Annotated in this window: 11 protein-coding genes; all 11 read left to right on the top strand. The window is 71.5% G+C overall.

Going from position 1 to position 17,532, the window contains the following annotated elements; genetic code table 11:
• The first annotated feature begins 62 nt into the window (after positions 1–62).
• On the top strand, positions 63–446 hold the full coding sequence (gene yidD / locus WMF28_RS11875; protein WP_437602302.1) for a membrane protein insertion efficiency factor YidD: 384 nt from the start codon (positions 63–65) through the stop codon (positions 444–446).
• Between the two features lie 155 nt (positions 447–601).
• On the top strand, positions 602–2,383 hold the full coding sequence (gene yidC / locus WMF28_RS11870; protein WP_437602301.1) for a membrane protein insertase YidC: 1,782 nt from the start codon (positions 602–604) through the stop codon (positions 2,381–2,383).
• Positions 2,376–2,933 carry a protein jag gene (locus tag WMF28_RS11865; protein ID WP_437602300.1) on the top strand — a complete coding sequence of 186 codons (558 nt, stop codon included), beginning with the start codon at positions 2,376–2,378 and terminating at the stop codon, positions 2,931–2,933. Before yidC ends, WMF28_RS11865 begins: the two co-directional genes overlap by 8 nt.
• Before the next feature lie 303 nt (positions 2,934–3,236).
• Positions 3,237–3,590 carry a 50S ribosomal protein L19 gene (gene rplS, locus WMF28_RS11860; RefSeq protein WP_437602299.1) on the top strand — a complete coding sequence of 118 codons (354 nt, stop codon included), beginning with the start codon at positions 3,237–3,239 and terminating at the stop codon, positions 3,588–3,590.
• 286 nt (positions 3,591–3,876) lie between these two features.
• Positions 3,877–5,124, top strand: coding sequence for an FHA domain-containing protein (locus tag WMF28_RS11855; RefSeq protein ID WP_437602298.1), 1,248 nt, complete (start codon positions 3,877–3,879; stop codon positions 5,122–5,124).
• Positions 5,125–5,352: 228 nt separating this feature from the next.
• Positions 5,353–7,497 carry an FHA domain-containing protein gene (locus WMF28_RS11850; protein ID WP_437602297.1) on the top strand — a complete coding sequence of 715 codons (2,145 nt, stop codon included), beginning with the start codon at positions 5,353–5,355 and terminating at the stop codon, positions 7,495–7,497.
• A 44-nt stretch (positions 7,498–7,541) separates the two neighbouring features.
• Positions 7,542–9,947, top strand: a complete 2,406-nt coding sequence (locus WMF28_RS11845; RefSeq protein ID WP_437602295.1) for a protein phosphatase 2C domain-containing protein — start codon at positions 7,542–7,544, stop codon at positions 9,945–9,947.
• 129 nt (positions 9,948–10,076) lie between these two features.
• Entirely contained in the window at positions 10,077–10,211 is a 135-nt protein-coding gene (locus WMF28_RS11840; RefSeq protein WP_437602293.1) for a hypothetical protein, read from the top strand.
• A gap of 205 nt (positions 10,212–10,416) precedes the next feature.
• The gene (locus WMF28_RS11835) at positions 10,417–13,482 is read left to right on the top strand and encodes an FHA domain-containing protein (protein ID WP_437602292.1); all 3,066 of its coding nucleotides are present in this window, start codon (positions 10,417–10,419) and stop codon (positions 13,480–13,482) included.
• Between the two features lie 7 nt (positions 13,483–13,489).
• Positions 13,490–16,300 (top strand): TonB-dependent receptor domain-containing protein, encoded by a 2,811-nt coding sequence (locus WMF28_RS11830; protein WP_437604247.1) that lies wholly within the window; start codon positions 13,490–13,492, stop codon positions 16,298–16,300.
• 1 nt (position 16,301) lies between these two features.
• Entirely contained in the window at positions 16,302–17,495 is a 1,194-nt protein-coding gene (locus WMF28_RS11825; protein WP_437602291.1) for a hypothetical protein, read from the top strand.
• Positions 17,496–17,532: the final 37 nt, after the last annotated feature.

The following is a 17,532-nucleotide window of genomic DNA, read 5'->3' as shown; positions in this document are numbered from 1 at the left end:
AGGCTTACCTTGCGCCGTGGTGCGCTGAGCCCCAAGCTCCCCGCTCACTCACGGGTCACCGCATGCTGGCGAAGCTCCTCCTCGCGCTGATCCGCGCCTACCAGATGACGCTCTCCAGGGTCATCGTGGCGTTGATGGGCCCGGTCTGCCGGTTCGAGCCTTCCTGCTCGCGCTACGCCGCCGCCTGCATCCTGGGTCACGGAGCGCTTCGGGGGAGCTTGCTTTCGCTCAAGCGACTGTGTAGGTGTCACCCGTTTCATCCGGGCGGGTTCGACCCTCCGCCACCACCTCGTCTTCCCCGTGACGCGGCGGCTCGGACGCCGACGCAACGGGACGTTGACCCGCGGGATACGGCACGCTGTTCGGCTACTGGCACGGAGCTCGCCTCGCACGCCTCGCCCCCTCGGCGAGCGGGCTTCAGCGGCCGGGTCACTCTCATGGACTAATCCCGCTCGACCATCGACAAGGCCCCGGCGGCACGGCGCCCGACAAGCCGCGGAGCAAAGCCCGTCCGAAGCGACGCTGGGCAGCCTCGTGAGGCGTCACGTGGCGCCAGCAGCGAAGGGCGCGGCTCGAGATCCTGGGATCGACGAAGGACTTCATGGAACGCAGCAATATCGCCAAATGGCTGTTCCTCGGCCTCGCCATCATCCTGTTCATCCAGTTCGGCAAGCCGCTCCTCTTCGGTGAGAGCGCGGAACAGTTCCAGCCGCTCGACGTGAACGACAGCACCGCCCCCGCGGAGCGCGCCCCCGCGGAGGCGTGCGTCATCGACGGAGATCGGTTCAAGGCGGAGCTCTCCACGCGGGGCGCGTCGGTCCGGCACCTCTGGATGACCGACCCGAAGTACACGACGGGGAACGGCGAGCACAGGCCGATGGACCTGGTCACGACCTCGCTCGAGTCGCGGATGCCCCTGAGGACGGACCTGCGCCTGCCGGGCGGCAACGCGCAGCAGGTGCCGTTCCACGACCTCGACTGGAAGCTCTCGGCGCAGGACGGCAAGAGCTGCACCTTCACCTACACCGACGACACGACGAGGCTGACCAAGGTCGTCGCCGCCTCCGGGCGCCCTTACGAGCTTTCGCTGCAACTGACGGTCGAGAACGCCGGCCAGGAGCCGCGCAAGCACCGGTTCGCGGTCGAGCAGACCTCGTGGCGAACCCAGAAGGAAACCGAGGGCCACCTCGGCCTGCTCTCGGAGTGGATCACCGAGACGGTCGCCTCGACCGATCAGACGACCGAGCGGCAGCACCCCGACGCCTTCGAGCCCAAGGACTTCGAGGACAAGGAGTTCACCGCCGAGCGCTGGCGGCGCACGCCGGGCAACGCGCGGTTTGCCGCGGTCGCGAGCAGCTACTTCAGCAAGATCGCGATCCCGCTGGAAGGGCCCGGGAAGCCCGTGGCCGAGACGCAGATCGAGGAGATCTGGGACACGTCGAAGTTCCAGCAGAAGGGCAATGACCCGACCTTCGGGCACGTCTACCGCGCGCGGCTCGCTTACCCCGAGCACGAGCTCGCGCCCGGCGGCGCGGTGACCTACAAGGTCCTCTCCTTCACCGGCCCGAAGGAGCGCGACCTGCTCGCCGCCGTGGACCACGGAGCGAGCGAGGTCATCAACCTCGGCTGGTTCTCGCCGATCGCGAAGCTCCTCGTCTCGTATCTCTATGTCCTCTACGGCGCGGTGGGCAGCTGGGGCTGGGCCATCGTCCTGCTCACCATCACCGTCCGGCTCCTGCTCTTCCCGCTGAGCATCCAGCAGATCAAGAGCGCCGCGGCGATGCGCAAGCTCAAGCCGGAGATGGATGAGATCAACGCGAGGTACAAGGACGACGCCACCCAGCGCGGCCTCGCGATGCAGGAGCTCTGGCGCAAGAACAAGGTCGCCAACCCGGTCATCGGCTGCTTCCCGATGCTGCTCCAGATGCCGGTATGGTTCGCCCTCTACACCGCGCTCCAGACCGCGGTGGAGCTCTACCACACCCCGTTCGGCCCCGTGATCCCGGACCTGTCGGCCCCGGGCAAGTACTTCATCATCCCCATCGTCCTCGGCGCCTCGAGCTTCATCCAGCAGAAGCTCATGCCCCCGCAGGGCGACCCTGCGCAGCAGAAGATGATGCTGTACCTGATGCCCGGCATCTTCACCGCCATGATGCTCTTCCTCCCGGCCGGCCTCGGCGTTTACATGCTGACCAACACCTGGCTCGGCATCGGCCAGCAGTTGCTCGTCGAGCGGTACCTGAAGGCGAGGGACGAACGGGCCGCCGGTATCGAGGTGCGAGAGATCGCGAGCGCGGAGCCCCAATCCGCGACGAAGAAGACTCCGGGCGACGACAAGTCGGCGCCTGCTCTCGGAAAGGGAAAAGCACGTGTCCGTGGATAGTGAAGCTGCCGAAAGGGGAATCGACGCGGCGGATGTCGATGCAGAGGCGCAGGGCGCTGGCGACGTGGCCGAGTTCGAGGAGGACGGACGCGCCGACATCGCGCTCGACTTCGTCATCGATGTGCTCGCGTCGATGGGCATGGACTGCACCGTCGATCTCCTCGAGAACGAGGAGGAGGATCCGCCCGAGGAGATCCGCCTCGAGGTCGAGGGGAAGGATGCGGGTCGCGTGATCGGCAAGAAGGGGCAGACGCTCGCGGCGCTGCAGTTCCTCGCCAACCGCGTGATCAACCGGCCGGGCAAGAAACGGCGCCACGTGATCATCGACGCCGAGGGCTACCGGCAACGACGCGAGGACACGCTCTCGTCCATGGCGCGCCGCCTGGGCAAGCAGGCGGTCGAGGAGGGCAAGATCATCACGTTCGAGCCGATGAACCCGCAGGATCGCCGCGTCGTCCACCTGGCCCTGGCGAAATTCCCCGGCGTCGTCACGAAGAGCGACGGTGAGGGAGAGGCCCGCCGCGTGCAAATCATCCCCGTCCGCCGCTGAAGCAGAGAGCTCGCGCGCAGAGCCGCGCGAGAGCGCGCAGTTGCGCCGTTGCCGGCGTTGACACCGGATCGCCCGCATGCATAATGCCGCACCTCTCCGGTACCCCCCGGGGAGGTGCGCGGGCCGAGCTCGCGCCCATGCTTCCGGAACCGCGACCGGGCAAGCATCTGCGTCATGGCGTGAAGCACCGGGCCGCTCGCGGCCCCCGCTCCGCCGGATGCAGTCCACAAACGGCGGCGGCCCTGCCCCCTGAGCACGGGACCGCGAAGACGGATCCCCGACCCTTTGAAGGATTGACCGACCATGCAGACCTCGAACATCCTCGCGAAGATCGAAGCGCCCCTGTTCCGCGAGGGGATCCCGGATTTCCGCGTCGGCGATACGGTGCGCGTCCACTACCGGATCGTCGAGGGCGAGAAGGAGCGCATCCAGGTGTTCCAGGGTGTGGTGCTGAAGCGCCACCGCGCCGGGGTCCGGAGCACGTTCACCGTGCGCAAGGTGAGCTTCACGATCGGTGTCGAGCGCATCTTCCTCCTCCACAGCCCCCGCATCGACAAGGTCGAGATCGTCTCGCGCGGCGTGGTCCGCCGCTCGCGGCTGTTCTACCTGCGCAACCTCGCCGGCAAGGCCGCCCGCGTCCGCGACGCGAAGGATTGAGCCTCGCAGGCCGGCGTCCCGGCCGCGCGGACAGACGCAGCGCGCTCCCGCAGAGCCGATGGCCAGGTGGCAGCCGCCCCCTGGCCCGCAGCGCGCGAGCAGGCGCGTCCATGGCGCAGCGCTGCAGCCGGCGCGCGCCGAACGGCGCTGCATGCAGGCGTGTGCGTGCCGCATTGTCGGCCGCCAGCAAGGATTCCCGCATACTTCTTCTTGATCCTCGGCCGAGCGCCCACGGTATGCTCGCGGCGGCGGCGCCGCGGCGCCGCGAAACCCGAGAAGGATCACCATGCTCTGTCCGCGTTGCGGTGCGCCCGCGACCCCCGCCGATAAATTCTGCGCTGTGTGCGCCTCGCCGCTCGCTCCCTCCGGGCCCGGAGCGTTCGGGGCGCCGCCTCCGCCGCCGCCGCCTCCTCCTCCGCCGTTTCCTGCACCGGGCTTCGGCTCGCCCCCTGAGCCTCCCAACTTCGGCTCACCGGGCGGTGGTTTCGGTCCGCCTCCGCCGGTTCCCTTCGGGGCTCCTCCAGGTTCGCCCCCCGGATTCCCGCCGGCGCCCGAGGGCGGCTCGTCGAGCTTCGGCCCCCCGCCGCCCTTCGGGTCGCAGCCCGGTGGCTACGGCGCTCCCCCGCCACCTCCTCCGCTGCCGCTGAAGCCACCTCCGTTCCCGCCCGAGCCGCCGATCTACGGCGGGCAGGGCGGCGGCTATGGCTCGGCCCCGGGCTTCCCGGAGCAGCAGGGCGGCTATCCCGGCTCCCCGCGGCCCGGCTTCGGTCCTCCTCCGCAGCCGCAGGGCGCGCGCTGCGTACAGGGACACGCGATCCCGGCGGGCGGCTCGTTCTGCATGGAGGGAGGCCACCCGATCGCCCTCGACGGTATCCAGATGAGCGGCGACGCCTTCAACCAGACGACGCACGCGCCAAACCAGCCAGGGCCGTCCGCGCCGCCGCCCGTGCAGCAGGGGGGCGGCATGGGGGGCTACCCAGGGCCGTCCGCGCCGCCGCCCGTGCAGCAGGGGGGCGGCATGGGGGGCTACCCGGGGCCGTCCGCGCCCCCGCCCGTGCAGCAGGGGGGCGGCATGGGGGGCTACGGCGAGCCTCCTCCACCCCAGCAGCACATGCCCCAGCCGGCGCCGCCGCCTCAGTACATGTCCGCCCCTCCGGCTGTGCACCCGTCCACGCCGGCGTCGCCGAGGGCCATCGGGCAGGACCGACGCGCCCTCGCCGGCTTCCTCGTGAGCTTCCAGGACGACCCGCTCGGTCGGTTCTGGCCGCTCTGGCAAGGCAAGAACGTCGTCGGCCGCGCCGAGACAGGACAGAAGGTCGACATCGAGATAGCCCACGGAACGACCTCCACGCACCACGCGACGATCGAGATCGACAACGGCCGGCTCGTCCTCGCCGATCTCGGCTCCACCAACGGGACGTTCCACAACGAGGAGGCGGTCGGCTTCCAGGGCCGACGAGAGCTACGCGATGGCGACAAGATCCGCTTCGGCGGGTTCAGCGTCATCCTGTTCAACGTGGCCACGCGGGCCTGACGGGCCCATCGCACGAGGAGAGGCGTTGCCGAGCCTGGCCCCCTTCCCTCGCGACGTTCCACCGGCACCTGGCGCCCCGGTCAGGCTGCGTGAAAACCAACCGGATAGCCGCCGCCAGTGCGCGGCGGCCGCCCCGCTCGCGCGGGGAGCGCTCCTCTGCTCCCTCGCGCTCGCTGGAGATCCCCACGCATGACTCCCTCTCATGACGCGACTCGCCCCATCCACTCCATGAGCGCCTCCGCCCGTCGCGGCAGGCGCGGGGGCAAACCCCTCCGCTGCGCTCCGCTGCTCGCGCTCGCGGCCGCTGTCCTCGCGCTCCTCGGCGGACCGCGCGGCGCCGAGGCCGCGCCCGAAGCGCACGTGCTCCGCATCGACCCGCGCGCGAGCACCGCGGACGGGTCGCCCGTGCTCACGACCGTGCTCGAGGTCGTGCAGAGCAAGCGCCTCAGCGACATCACCCGCACCTGCGCCGCGCTCACGGGCGACGCGAACCTCGACTGCGTCGCCGACGCGATCGAGCAGCCGTCGGCGCTCTACTCGTCGTTCGACTTCCCGGACAAGAACGCGATCTTCTCCGTCACGGTCGACGGCACGGACCTGCCGGCGAAGTTCGAGTCGAAGGTCCGGTGGGGCGACAGCGCCGGGCAGCCGGGCGTCGGCACGGCGTGGCTCATCCTGATCGACGCCGCGTCGAGCATGGGCACCCGCTTCGACGAGGCGAAGGCGGTCGCGAGCGCGTTCGTGAACGCGATGCAGCCGAACGACATCGTCGACGTGATGTTCTTCAACGATCGCGGCGTCGTCGAGGACTCGAAGTGGGTGAGCAACAAGCAGACGGCGGCGCAGGCCATCGGCGGCGTCACGCGCACCTACCCGACGCAGGGGCGCACGCGCCCGCTCTTCACGATCATCAAGAACGCCGCGACCGACGCGTTCAAGGAGCTCGGCAACGCCGGCCAGGGGGTCCCGGTGCCGATGCACCAGGCGATGGTCGTCCTCTCGAACGGCTCCGCCGGCGCGGATCCGAGCTCGACCGCCGCGGCGTCGAACCTGCTCCGGGACTACCTCACGAAGGGGCGGTTCCCCGAGAACAACGACGTCCTGCCGAAGACGCCGGTGCCCGTCATCTCGATCTGGTTCCCGAGCCGGCTCGTCGAGGAGTTCACCGCGAACGCCCGCGAGTTCATGGAGGGGATGGCGAACACCGAGATCGGCGGCTTCTTCAGCGTGGTGCGCGACGGCCAGCAGCGGCGCGCGGCCAACATCGTCAACGCGATCCGCACCCGCTTCAACAAGATGCACATCGTGAAGTGGCGGGTCTCCTGCGTCGCGCCGAGCATCACGCAGACGTTCAAGCTCGCCTTCATCAACACGGATCCGCCGATCGCGGGCGACGCCACGTTCCAGAACGTCCCCGTCGGCATCGATCCCACCGCGTGGCCGCTCGACATCGACCGCGACGCGACCGATCGCGCCGCGAAGAAGTCGCCGATCCATCCCGGCAGCACGGTCAAGATCTTCGGTAACTTCTGCTGGGGCGGCAACGCGCAGCGGGCCGAGATCTACATGGTCCCGAAGAACCAGGCCGCGCCGCAGTCGCTGCAGGGCGGGAACCTCGAGGACGCGAAGAAGGCCCAGCGGACGCTGATCGAGAGCGGGATGCGCGGCAAGGCGATCTCGGCCGGCGACAGCGTCGTCGAGTTCGAGCTGCCGGACACGGACAAGTTCCTCGTGGGCAAGGGCGACCAGATGACGGCGCGCCTCATCGTCTACGACAACCAGGCGCGGCGCACGAGCGCGGTCACGGCCGACAAGATCCTCACGCTGAAGGCGAAGGAAGCGCCGCTGCCGTACCTGCTCATCGCCGGCGTGACCTTCGGCGGCGTCGTCATCGTGCTGCTGCTCGTCTCCATCTTCCGCGGCGGCGGCGGCGGCCGGCGACGCGGCGCGGCGGCGGCGGCGCCCCCGAGGCCCATCGTGGCGGGCGGCGGGGCGCCTCCGCCCTACGCACCCGCGCCGCCTCCGCCGGGCGACTTCGGCTATGGCGGCGGGCCGATGATGGCGCCTCCCCCGGGCGGCGTCAGCCGGGCGACGCTCTCGGGCGCGGCGGGCATCTTCACCGTGCACCCCGGCGCCGAGGTGCGGGCCGGGCGCGACGGCGCCTCGTGCCTGATCGCGCTCGCGGAGCCGCGTGTGTCCGGCACCCACGCGAGCGTGAAGCTCGAGGCCGGTCAGCTGTTCGTGCGGGACGAGGGCTCCAACAACGGGACCTATGTGCACGGTCAGCGCGTCGCCGCCGGCGTCTGGACGCCCGTGCCGCCCGGCGCCTCGTTGCGGTTCGGCCCCGTCGAGTTCAACGTCCGTTTGGAGTAGCGTGTCCGGGGCCCCGGCCTCACGCCCCAAGCGACGCCCCCCCCATGATGCCCCCGACCGAGTCCTCTCCGCGCCTCAAGATCGAGTTCGCCCAGGCCAGCGATGCGGGTCGTGACCCGAACAAGCAGGTCAACGAGGACGCGTGCGGCTACGCCGAGACCAGGTTCGGTCACCTCTGCGTCCTGTGCGACGGCATGGGCGGGCACTACGGGGGCAGCGAGGCGAGCCGCGCCGCCATCCAGACCATCTTCGAGGTGATCGAGCAGACGCCGGCCGCCGTCGATCCGAGGGCGGCGCTCAAGGCCGCGATCGAGGAGGCGGCGCGCCGCGTCTATCAGCTGGGCGGGCCGGCGGAGAACCGCGTCCGCCCGGGCTCGACCGTCGTGGCGATGGTCCTCCACGATCGCGGCGTCGACGTCGCGCACGTCGGCGACAGCCGCGCGTACGTGATCCGGAGCCAGCAGATCTACCCCCTCACGCGCGACCACTCGATGGTGCAGGGGATGATCGACGCGGGCATGATCACGGAGGCGCAGGCGATCGGCCACCCCGACGCGAACAAGATCACGCGCGCTCTCGGGATGAAACCGGAGGCGGAGGTCGAGGTTCGACCCGAGCCGATGGAGCTGTATCCGGGCGACGTGCTGATCCAGGCGAGCGACGGCCTCACCGATCTCGTGCTCAGCGGGGACATCCTCGGGTGCACGCGGCAGGCGCTCGCGTCGGGCTCGGTCGATCACGCATGCAGGATGCTCGTGCAGCTCGCGAACCACCGCGGCGGTCACGACAACATCACCGTCCAGATGGTCCGGGTGATCGAGACGGGCAGCCGCTCGCTGACGATCGCGCACGGGCCGCCAGGGGCAGGCGGCGACGGCGACGGCGTCGACCAGGCGCGCGCTTCGGGCCCGCAGGAGACCGTCGCGATGACCCGCCCCGAGGGGGCGGCGAGCGTCCCGCAGAGCGCCGCGGATGCGCTGCTCGCCCACGGCCACGGCGCCCCGGCGCCGGGCGTGGCGACCGCTGGAAGCGCGCCTGCTGCAGGCCCGGCGTCCCCCGGCGACGCGACGACCGTGATCCCGACGGGCACCACCGGCGCGCCCGCGCGGCATACGGCGTCCGCCAGCGACGCGACGACCGTGATCCCGACGGGCACCACCGGCGCGCCGGCGCGGCGTCCGGGGTCCACCAGCAGCGCGATCACCGCGGACCCGGCAGCCGCCGACGGCGTGCCCGCCCTGGCCTCGACGGCCGCCGACGGCGTGCCCGCCCTGGCCTCGACGGCCGCCGACGGCGTGCCCGCCGCGGCCGCGACGGCCATCAACGGCGTGCTCGCCGTGACCCCGACGACCACCGACGTCGTACCCGCTTTGACCCCGACGGCCACCGACAACCCGCCGATCGTGGCGCCAGCACCCGCCCACGGCGCGTCGTCGCTGCGCCCGACCACCGTCGATAGCGCGCCGGCGGTGCGCCCGACCGCCGCCGACCACACGCCCGCCGTGGCGCCAACGATCGCGCACGGCGCGCCGGCGGTGCGCCCGACCGCCGCCGACAGCGCGCCTGCCGTGAGTCCGACAGCGATGGATTCCGTCCACCCGCTGCCCACGACCGTGCCGGGAAGTCCTGCGCCGGTGCCTCACACGTTCGCGCCCGATGCGCGCGCCGTGCTGTCCCCCCTTCCGCTGAGCGCTCCCGCGGCATCCGCACCACCTCCGATGGCCCATGGCGCGCCGCCTCCCCCGGGAGGCTTCGGCGCCCCGCCTCACCCGGGCGCCGCCTTCGGTCCGCAGCCTCCCCCGGGAGGCTTCGGCGCCCCGCTTCACCCGGGCGCCGCTCTGGGCCCGCCTGGCGCCGCCTACGGCGCGCAGCCTCCGCCGGGAGCCTTCGGCGCCCCGCCTCACCCGGGCGCCCCGCCTCGTCCCGGCGCCGGCTACGGCGCACAGCCTCCGCCGGGGGTCTTCGGCGCCCCGCCTCACCCGGGCGCCCCGCCTCATCCCGGCGCCGCCTTCGGCCCGCAACCTCACCCGGGCTCCTTCGGCGCCCCGCCTCACCCGGGCGCCCCGCCTCACCCGGGCGCCCCGCCTCACCCGGGCGCCCCGCCTCACCCGGGCGCCGCCTTCGGCCCATCGCCCCACCCGATCGACCAGGACGCTCCTCCCGCTTCGGTCGCCTTCTCGGGGCACCACGCAGCGGCGCCGGGCGGTCCCTCTGCCGCCGCCGCTCCGCACCTCGCCCCTGCCCCGCCGCACGCACCTGGATATGCCGCGGCCGGGCCGCGCGCCCTTCCAGCGCCGAGCTTCTCCGGGCCCGTGTCCTCGTCCACGGCATCGGGCGTCCCGAGCACCGTGCGCGCCTCGCGCGGCGTCTACATCGCCCTCATCGCCTCGCTCTCGGTCGTGATCGTCGTGCTGGTCGCCCTCCTGCTCTGGAAGCTCGCCGCTGGCTGAGCGCGACAGCGCGACGACGTCCCCACGCACCAACACGAACGGATGACCGCCGCGCGACGATCTCGGCCGCGGAATGCAATTGAAGATGGACCAGATTCCGGATTAGCCTAGCTCTCCGGAGGTTCCTCCATGCCTGGAGATCAAGAGCTCGAGTACGGACACGACATGGATGGCACGCCCACGGAGATGGAAGACGAGCCCCAGTCGACCCGTATGCCCTCCCTCGAGGAGGTCCGCGCCGGCTTCATGCTCCTCGACCTGTGATGCGCTGAGCCGCCCGGCTACCGGCCGTCACGACGCTCCGCTCTGAAGCTCTCCTCGCCCGGCAGACGAGATCGTCCCGCCGCGCGCGTCGCGCGTCACGCGCTCCCTCCCGCACACGATCACGAGCAGCGCGGCGCCGTCGCCGCGGGCACGACGCGCCTCTTTCCTTGCTCTCCCCAACCGCCTGTGGTGAAACGCGGCCCGCATGATCCCGGGGCTAGGCAAGCAAAGCATCACGATCGGCAGTGCCCCCACCTGCGATGTGGTGCTCGTCGCTCCCGGCGTCCTGCCCGAGCACGCGCGCATCATCAACCAGGGTGGTGGAAAGCTGCTCTTCGCCTGCGGCCAAGGGCCTGCATCGGCGAACGGGCGGCCCCTCGCGCCGGGAGAGCAGCTCCCGTTCGACTTCCGCACCCAGTTCGTCGTCGCGCAGACGCCGGTGCCGCTCAACCACCCGGCCATCACGCTGATGATGGCGTCGCCCGGGTCGCTCGCGCCCGCGCCCGGACAGGTCGTGATCGGACGAGACCCCACGCGCGCCTCCCTGGTGCTCCAGCACCCGAGCGTCTCGAGCCAGCACGCCACCGTCACGCTCGATCGCATGATGGTCATCGACCACAACTCGACGAGCGGCACCTACGTCGGCGCGCAGCGCATCGCCCCCGGCGCGCCGACGCCGATCGATCCGCAGGGCGCCATCGCCTTCGGGCCCGTCCCGGTCCAGGTCAGCCTGCTCGTCCAGCTCGCCCAGGCGGCCCGGCAGTCGGCGCTGCCCGCCGCGCAGGGCGCCATCGCCGGCACGAGCGCCCTGCCGCCGCAGCCCGCCGGCGGCTACACGCCGTCGCAGCAGCCCATCCCCGGGAGCTACGCGCCGCCGCCGCAGCCCGCCGGCGGCTACGCGCAGCAGCCCGCGCAGGCGGCGTCGTCCTTGCCCGCCGCCGGCGCGCCCGGGCGGAAGAACAAGACGGTCCTCGGCCAGCTCGACTTCTCCGGCGCCGGGTCGAACGTCAAGAGGATCGGCCGCACGCCCGACAACGACATCGTGCTCGCCCACCCGCAGGTGTCGAGCCACCACGCCCTCCTGCACTCGATCAACGGGCAGCTCTACGTCGAGGATTGCGGCAGCGCCAACGGGACCTACGTCCGCGGCAACCGCATCGCGCCCGGCCAGAAGATCGCCGTCCAGAGCGGCGAGAAGATCTACATCGGGCCCATGCCCCTCCAGATCGAGATGGGGGGCGCAGGCGCGGTCGAGGTCGTCCAGGAAGAGTACTCCGCCGATCGCTGGGCTGGGCGCCCGCTCTACGAGATCGAGGCGTGGAGCCTCGCCCTCCAGGTCCCCGACAGGGACAACCCCCAGGAGCAGAAGACGCTCCTCGACAACGTGTCGTTCAAGGCGCTGCCGGGCGACATGATCGCGCTCATGGGGCCGTCGGGCGCCGGCAAGACGACGCTCCTGCTCACCCTGAACGGCTACCTGCCGCCGACGAGCGGCGTCGTCCGCATCAACGGCGAGGACCTCTACAACATCTACGACACGCTCCGCGGCTCCATCGGCTACGTGCCGCAGGACGACCTCGTCCACCCGGAGCTCACCGTCTTCGAGGCGGTCCGCTACAGCGCGAAGTTCCGCCTCCCGCCCGACTACACCGAGGCCGAGATCGACGCGCGCGTCGAGCAGACCATCAAGGATCTCGGGCTGGAGGGCGTCAAGAACCTCCAGATCGGCAAGCCCGAGAACAAGATCCTCTCGGGCGGGCAGCGCAAGCGCGTCAACATCGCGCTCGAGCTCGTCACCGACCCGGTCATCCTCTTCCTCGACGAGCCGACCTCGGGCCTCGCCGCCGACGACACGACCGCGCTGATCACCTTGCTGCACGACCTCACGAAGGCCACCGGCAAGACGATCATCATGACGATCCACCAGCCGGCGAAGGACGAGTTCGAGAAGTTCAGCCACACGCTCATCCTCGGCTACGGCGGCATCCCGATGTTCTTCGGGCCGACCCAGCCCGACGCGTACCGCTTCTTCGGCAGCTGGAAGGAGCGGCACGGCCAGCCCAACGACGTCGACAACCCGCGCGACATGTTCGAGATGCTCGCCTTCCGCGAGCGGCCCATCTTCGACCAGCTCCGCGCGCGGGACCCGAACGTGTCGCGCGGCGAGGCCAGGCGGCTCGCGGCCATCGAGTGGCGCAAGGAGTTCTTCAGCGACGCCAACCCGACGTACCGGCGGATGTACTCCGGCCGGCGGGAGATCGGCACCGGGCAGGGGCAGCGCGGCATCCCGGCCGGCCGCGCCACGACCAAGGGGCAGCTCGGCCTGCTCCTGTCGCGCTACTTCAAGGTGAAGAAGCGCGACATCGGCGGCACGCTGATCATGCTCCTCCAGGCCCCGATCATCGGCATCCTCCTCGCGATCGTCTTCGGCGGGCAGGAGAAGGCGATCCCGGCGTGGTGCCTCGGCGCCCTCCAGGAGCTCGGCCGCCGCGCGGGCGGCGCGGATCAGAGCACCGACGTCATCAAGGGCATGGAGGTCACGACCGACCACACCGCGGCGATCTTCTTCCTCGTCGTCGCCGCGGTCTGGTTCGGGACCTCGAACGCGGCGCGCGAGATCGTCAGCGAGCGGGCCATCTACCTCCGCGAGCGCATGGTCAACCTGGGGCTCGTCAACTACGTGCTCTCGAAGTACCTGCTGCTCGCCGGGTTCTGCCTCGTCCAGTGCACCGTCCTGCTCGCGATCGTGTTCTTCACCCTCGGCTTCCACGGCGGGATGGAGGCGTTCGCCATGCAGCTCGCCGCGCTGACCGCCACCTCGCTCAGCGCCGTCGCGATGGGGCTCCTCCTCTCCACGGTGGTCGCCTCGTCCGAGGCGGCCATGGCGCTCACGCCGATCGCGCTCATCCCCCAGGTCGTCCTCGGCGGGCTCATGGTGCCGATGACGACCGTGCCGCACCTCCGGCCGCTCATGTACATCATCCCGGCGCGCTGGGGCTTCGAGGGCGCGATCGCTCCCGAGCGCCTCGCGACCGCGGAGGCCCCGGCCTGGGTCATCGATCTGCACCGCACCGACACGAGCGCCGCGGACTTCATCGAGGGCGGCAAGTTCAAGTGCGCCATCGCGCAGATGGCCGCCGACAACTACGCGGGCGCGTGGGGCTTCACCACGTACGATCAGACCTGGATGCCCTATGCGGTGCTCTCCGGGATGACCCTCCTCCTCCTCGTCACGCTCTGCGTGGTGCTCAAGCGGCGCGACCCGGTGTGACCTCGTGATGACGCAGGAGCCCGCCTCCGCCCTCACCGACGTCGGCCCCCTCCCGCCCCCGCGAGGCCACCGCGGGCCGGGCGCCGCGGCGCTCCTCTCGCTCGTGCTCGCCGCGCTCTCGCCCGCCGCGGCGCGCGCGCAGCAGCAGGAGCAAGGCCAGCAGGGTCAGGGGGAGCCACAGGCGCCCGCGGGCCCGACGAGCGTGCCCCGGGGCGAAGGCGGCGCGATCGTCACGCCCCCTGCCCCCGCGGCCGCGCCGGCGGGCCGAGCGACGCCGCCGCGGGCGCTCAACTACACGCCCCCGGCGTACCCGCCGGAGGCCGAGCGGCAGGGGCTCGAAGGGTCGGTGACCCTGCAGCTCGACATCGATCGCAACGGGCGCGTGAAGCAGGCGGTCGTCGTCGAGAGCGCGGGGCACGGGTTCGACGAGTCGGCGGTGGCCGCGGCCCAGAAGCTCGAGTTCGAGCCGGCGCGCCGCGCCGACGGCACCCCCGCCGCGGCGCGCATCCTGTACCGCTACTCGTTCACCCTGAAGACGGCCGCGCCGCCGCCCGCCGCCGGCGAGCCGGCGAGGCCCGCCGAGAACCTCCGCGGCACCGTGCTCGCCAGCGGCGGCGACGTCCCGCTCGCCGGCGCCACCGTCTCGGTCGCGCGCGTCGCCGGCGACGCCGCGGCGCCGGAGCTCACGACCGACGAGGGCGGCGCCTTCGTCTTCGTCGATCTGCCGCCGGGGCGCTACAAGGTCACCGTCGCCGCTCCCGGCTTCGAGCCGCTCTCCGTCGAGGAGGAGATCGCCGCGGGCGAGCAGATCGAGGTGAAGTACCGGCTCCTGCCCCGCGGCGAGGGCCTCGAGGTCACGGTCCGCGGCGACAGGCCGCCGCGCGAGGTCACGAAGCGCACGCTCGAGCAGCGCGAGATCAACCGCATCCCCGGCACGAACGGCGACGCGCTGCGCTCGCTCCAGAACCTGCCCGGCGTGGCGCGCCCGCCCACCCTCGCCGGCCTGCTGATCGTGCGCGGCTCCGGCCCGCAGGACACGCAGACCTTCGTCGACGGCACGCAGGTGCCGCTCATCTATCACTTCGGCGGCCTCTCCTCGGTCGTGCCGACCGAGATGCTGGAGAAGATCGACTTCTACCCCGGCAACTTCAGCGCCAAGTACGGCCGCGTGCAGGGCGGCATCGTCGACGTCGCCCTGCGCTCGCCCAACGAGGACGGCAAGCTCCACGGCCTCGCGCAGATGGACCTCATCGACGCGCGCGTCCTGCTCGAGGGGCCCGTGCCCTTCCTCGCGAACACGCGCTTCATGGTGGCGGGCCGGCGGAGCTACATCGGCGAGTCGTTCGGCCCGGTGCTCGAGGCCGCGGGCGCGGGGGTGACGCAGGCGCCCGTCTACTACGACTACCAGGTCCTCCTCGAGACCGAGCCGACGCCCTCGTCGCGCCTCCGCCTCACGTTCTTCGGCTCGGACGACGCCCTCGAGGTGCTCCTCAGCGACCCGGCGCCCAACGAGCCGGCCCTCTCGGGCAACGTCGGGCTGCACACCGCGTTTCAGCGCCTGCAGCTCCGCTACGATCACGAGCTCACCGACCGGGACCGGCTCGACGCCGTGCTCGCGATCGCGCGCGACGACGCCGATTTCGGGATCGGGCCGATCTACTTCCAGCTCGATCTCAAGACGCTCTCCGGCCGCCTCGAGTACGTGCGGCGGCTGTCCAGGGGCGCGGTCTTCAACGCGGGGCTCGACGTCTTCGCCGGCCTCTACGCGGTGAACCTCCGCGCCCCCGGGCCGAACCGCCCCGGCGAGCCGCCGAACCAGCCGTTCTCGACGCGCGCTCTCCAGGAGGTCTCGCGCGCCGGCGGCTTCTTCTACCCCGCGGCCTACGCCGAGCTCGAGCTCGCCCCGAGCCCCCGGGCGAAGCTCGTCCCGGGGCTGCGCTTCGACTACCAGGACCTGAACGAGCGGGCCACCGTGAGCCCGCGCGTGAACGGGCGCTTCGACGTGGTCCAGGGGTTCCCGCGGACGACGGTGAAGGGCGGCGTCGGGGTGTTCCATCAGCCGCCGCAGTTCCAGGAGGTCATCCCGCCGCTCGGCAACCCGGGCCTGAAGTCGACCCGCGCGCTGCACTACGCGGCCGGCGTCGAGCAGGACATCACCCGGAACATCGAGGCGTCGGCCGAGGGGTTCTACAAGCAGCTCGACGAGCTCATCGTCGGCGTGAATCGACCCGGGTCGATCCAGCTCGACTACCAGAACGTCGGGTCTGGCAGGGTCATCGGGGGCGAGTTCCTGCTCAAGTACAAGCCCGACGATCGCTTCTTCGGCTGGGCCGCCTACACGCTGTCGCGCAGCACGCGGGTGCCCGGGGTCGGCGAGGCGGAGCGGCCCGTCTCGTTCGATCAGACCCACATCCTGACGGTGCTCGGCAGCTACCGCCTGGGCGACGGCTGGGAGTTCGGCGCGCGGTTCCGCCTGGTCTCCGGCAACCTGGTCACCCCCAACGTGTGCAACGTCAACGCGCAGAGCTGCGACCCGTACCGCACCAACGCGCTCTTCTACGCGCCCACCGGGACCTATACGCCGATCCCGTTCTCCGGCCCGAGCAGCGAGCGGCTCCCGCCGTTCCACCAGCTGGATCTGCGCCTCGACAAGTCGTGGAAGTTCAAGAGCTGGCAGCTCTCGGCCTACCTCGACGTGCAGAACGTCTACAACAACGCGAACAGCGAAGCGATTCAGTACAACTACAATTATACCGCCCGTCAGTACGTCACAGGGCTGCCCGTCTTGCCGAGCTTCGGGCTGCGAGGAGAGTTCTGAGATGCGAGCGACGCGAGCGATGAGCGGCGCGGGCGGCGCGGTGAAGCGCGCGGGCGCGGGTCGCAGGCGCGGGTGGCGTCGCGCGGTGCTCGGGACGCTCGCGCTGGGCGCGCTCGCCGCGCCGGCGATCTCGTCCGGGTGCGTCGCGGGCTTCGACCCGCCGAGCGTCGTGAACGGGCTCCGCGTCTTCGCCGTGGTCGCCGACGTCGTCCCGGTCGGAGAAAAACCGGAGAGCTCCTCGTACGCCTACCCCGGAGCTCAGGTCACCTTCCGGATCCATTACCAGGACGGGCTCGGCGGCCCCGAGGAAGGGTCGCGGCCGGTCTCGGTCTACTGGTTCGGCGGGTGCGAGAACCCGATCGGCGACGACTATTACGGCTGCTATCCGCAGTTCGCAGAGCTCGCGGCGAAGCTCCAGGCATGGCAGGAGCTGGGCGACCCGACGCTCCCGCTGCCCGCGCTCAACGGCGTACCCCCCGGCATCGGCGACACGTACACGATCACGATCTCGGACGACATCCTCGAAGGCCGCGAAGCGCCCGCCACGGGGGGCCCGCCGTCCGGGAGCGCCTATGTCTTCTTCGTCGCCTGCACCGGGACGCTCGGTGTCGTGGAGGACCAGGGCACCGGGCGCGCCGGGACCTTCCCCGTCGCCTGCTTCGACGCCGACGGGCGCCGGCTCGGCCCGGACAGCTTCGTGCCCGGCTACACGCAGGTCTACGCCTTCGAGGAGGCCGAGGAGGAGAAGGACAACCGCGCGAACGCGAACCCGAAGCTCCTGGGGCTCACCCTCGATGGCGAGCCCATGCCGGAGGACTTCGCCGAGATCCCCAACGTCGATCGCTGCCTCATCGGCCGAGAGGAGCGGCGCGAGGCGGGGTGCAGCGCGGAGGATCCGTTCACCGCGTGCCGCGCCTACGAGCTCGACGCGATCATCCCCGACAACGTGGCCGAGACCGATCCCGACGCGAAGCAGCAGACGCTCAGGGAGATCGTCTGGGTCGACTACTTCACCGATCTGGGCGACCTCGACCGGGGCATCAAGCTCGTGAGCGACGCGGCCAAGGGGGACCTCGGCGACCACGCCGTGACGTGGATCCCGCCGGCGGAGCCGGGCGTCGCCACGCTCACCGCGGTCCTGCGCGACGCGCGCGGCGGCTCGTCGGTCGTGCAGCGCCTCGTCCGCGTGAAGTGACGGCGGCCGGCGGGCGCGCCGCCGAGGGGACCGCCTC

The organism is Sorangium sp. So ce590 (assembly GCF_051521365.1).
Taxonomy (GTDB): Bacteria; Myxococcota_A; Polyangia; order Polyangiales; family Polyangiaceae; genus Sorangium.
Note: the sequence above shows the minus strand (reverse complement) of the source record. Positions and strands in the feature narration are given on the sequence as shown.

Bases quoted from the DNA above. Each gene is read 5' to 3' on its own strand.
- WMF28_RS11840 (WP_437602293.1), top strand. From the start codon at position 10,077: ATGCCTGGAGATCAAGAGCTCGAGTACGGACACGACATGGATGGCACG.
- WMF28_RS11855 (WP_437602298.1), top strand. From the start codon at position 3,877: ATGCTCTGTCCGCGTTGCGGTGCGCCCGCGACCCCCGCCGATAAATTC.
- yidC (WP_437602301.1), top strand. From the start codon at position 602: ATGGAACGCAGCAATATCGCCAAATGGCTGTTCCTCGGCCTCGCCATC.
- WMF28_RS11830 (WP_437604247.1), top strand. From the start codon at position 13,490: ATGACGCAGGAGCCCGCCTCCGCCCTCACCGACGTCGGCCCCCTCCCG.
- WMF28_RS11835 (WP_437602292.1), top strand. From the start codon at position 10,417: ATGATCCCGGGGCTAGGCAAGCAAAGCATCACGATCGGCAGTGCCCCC.
- WMF28_RS11825 (WP_437602291.1), top strand. From the start codon at position 16,302: ATGCGAGCGACGCGAGCGATGAGCGGCGCGGGCGGCGCGGTGAAGCGC.
- rplS (WP_437602299.1), top strand. From the start codon at position 3,237: ATGCAGACCTCGAACATCCTCGCGAAGATCGAAGCGCCCCTGTTCCGC.
- WMF28_RS11850 (WP_437602297.1), top strand. From the start codon at position 5,353: ATGAGCGCCTCCGCCCGTCGCGGCAGGCGCGGGGGCAAACCCCTCCGC.
- yidD (WP_437602302.1), top strand. From the start codon at position 63: ATGCTGGCGAAGCTCCTCCTCGCGCTGATCCGCGCCTACCAGATGACG.
- WMF28_RS11845 (WP_437602295.1), top strand. From the start codon at position 7,542: ATGATGCCCCCGACCGAGTCCTCTCCGCGCCTCAAGATCGAGTTCGCC.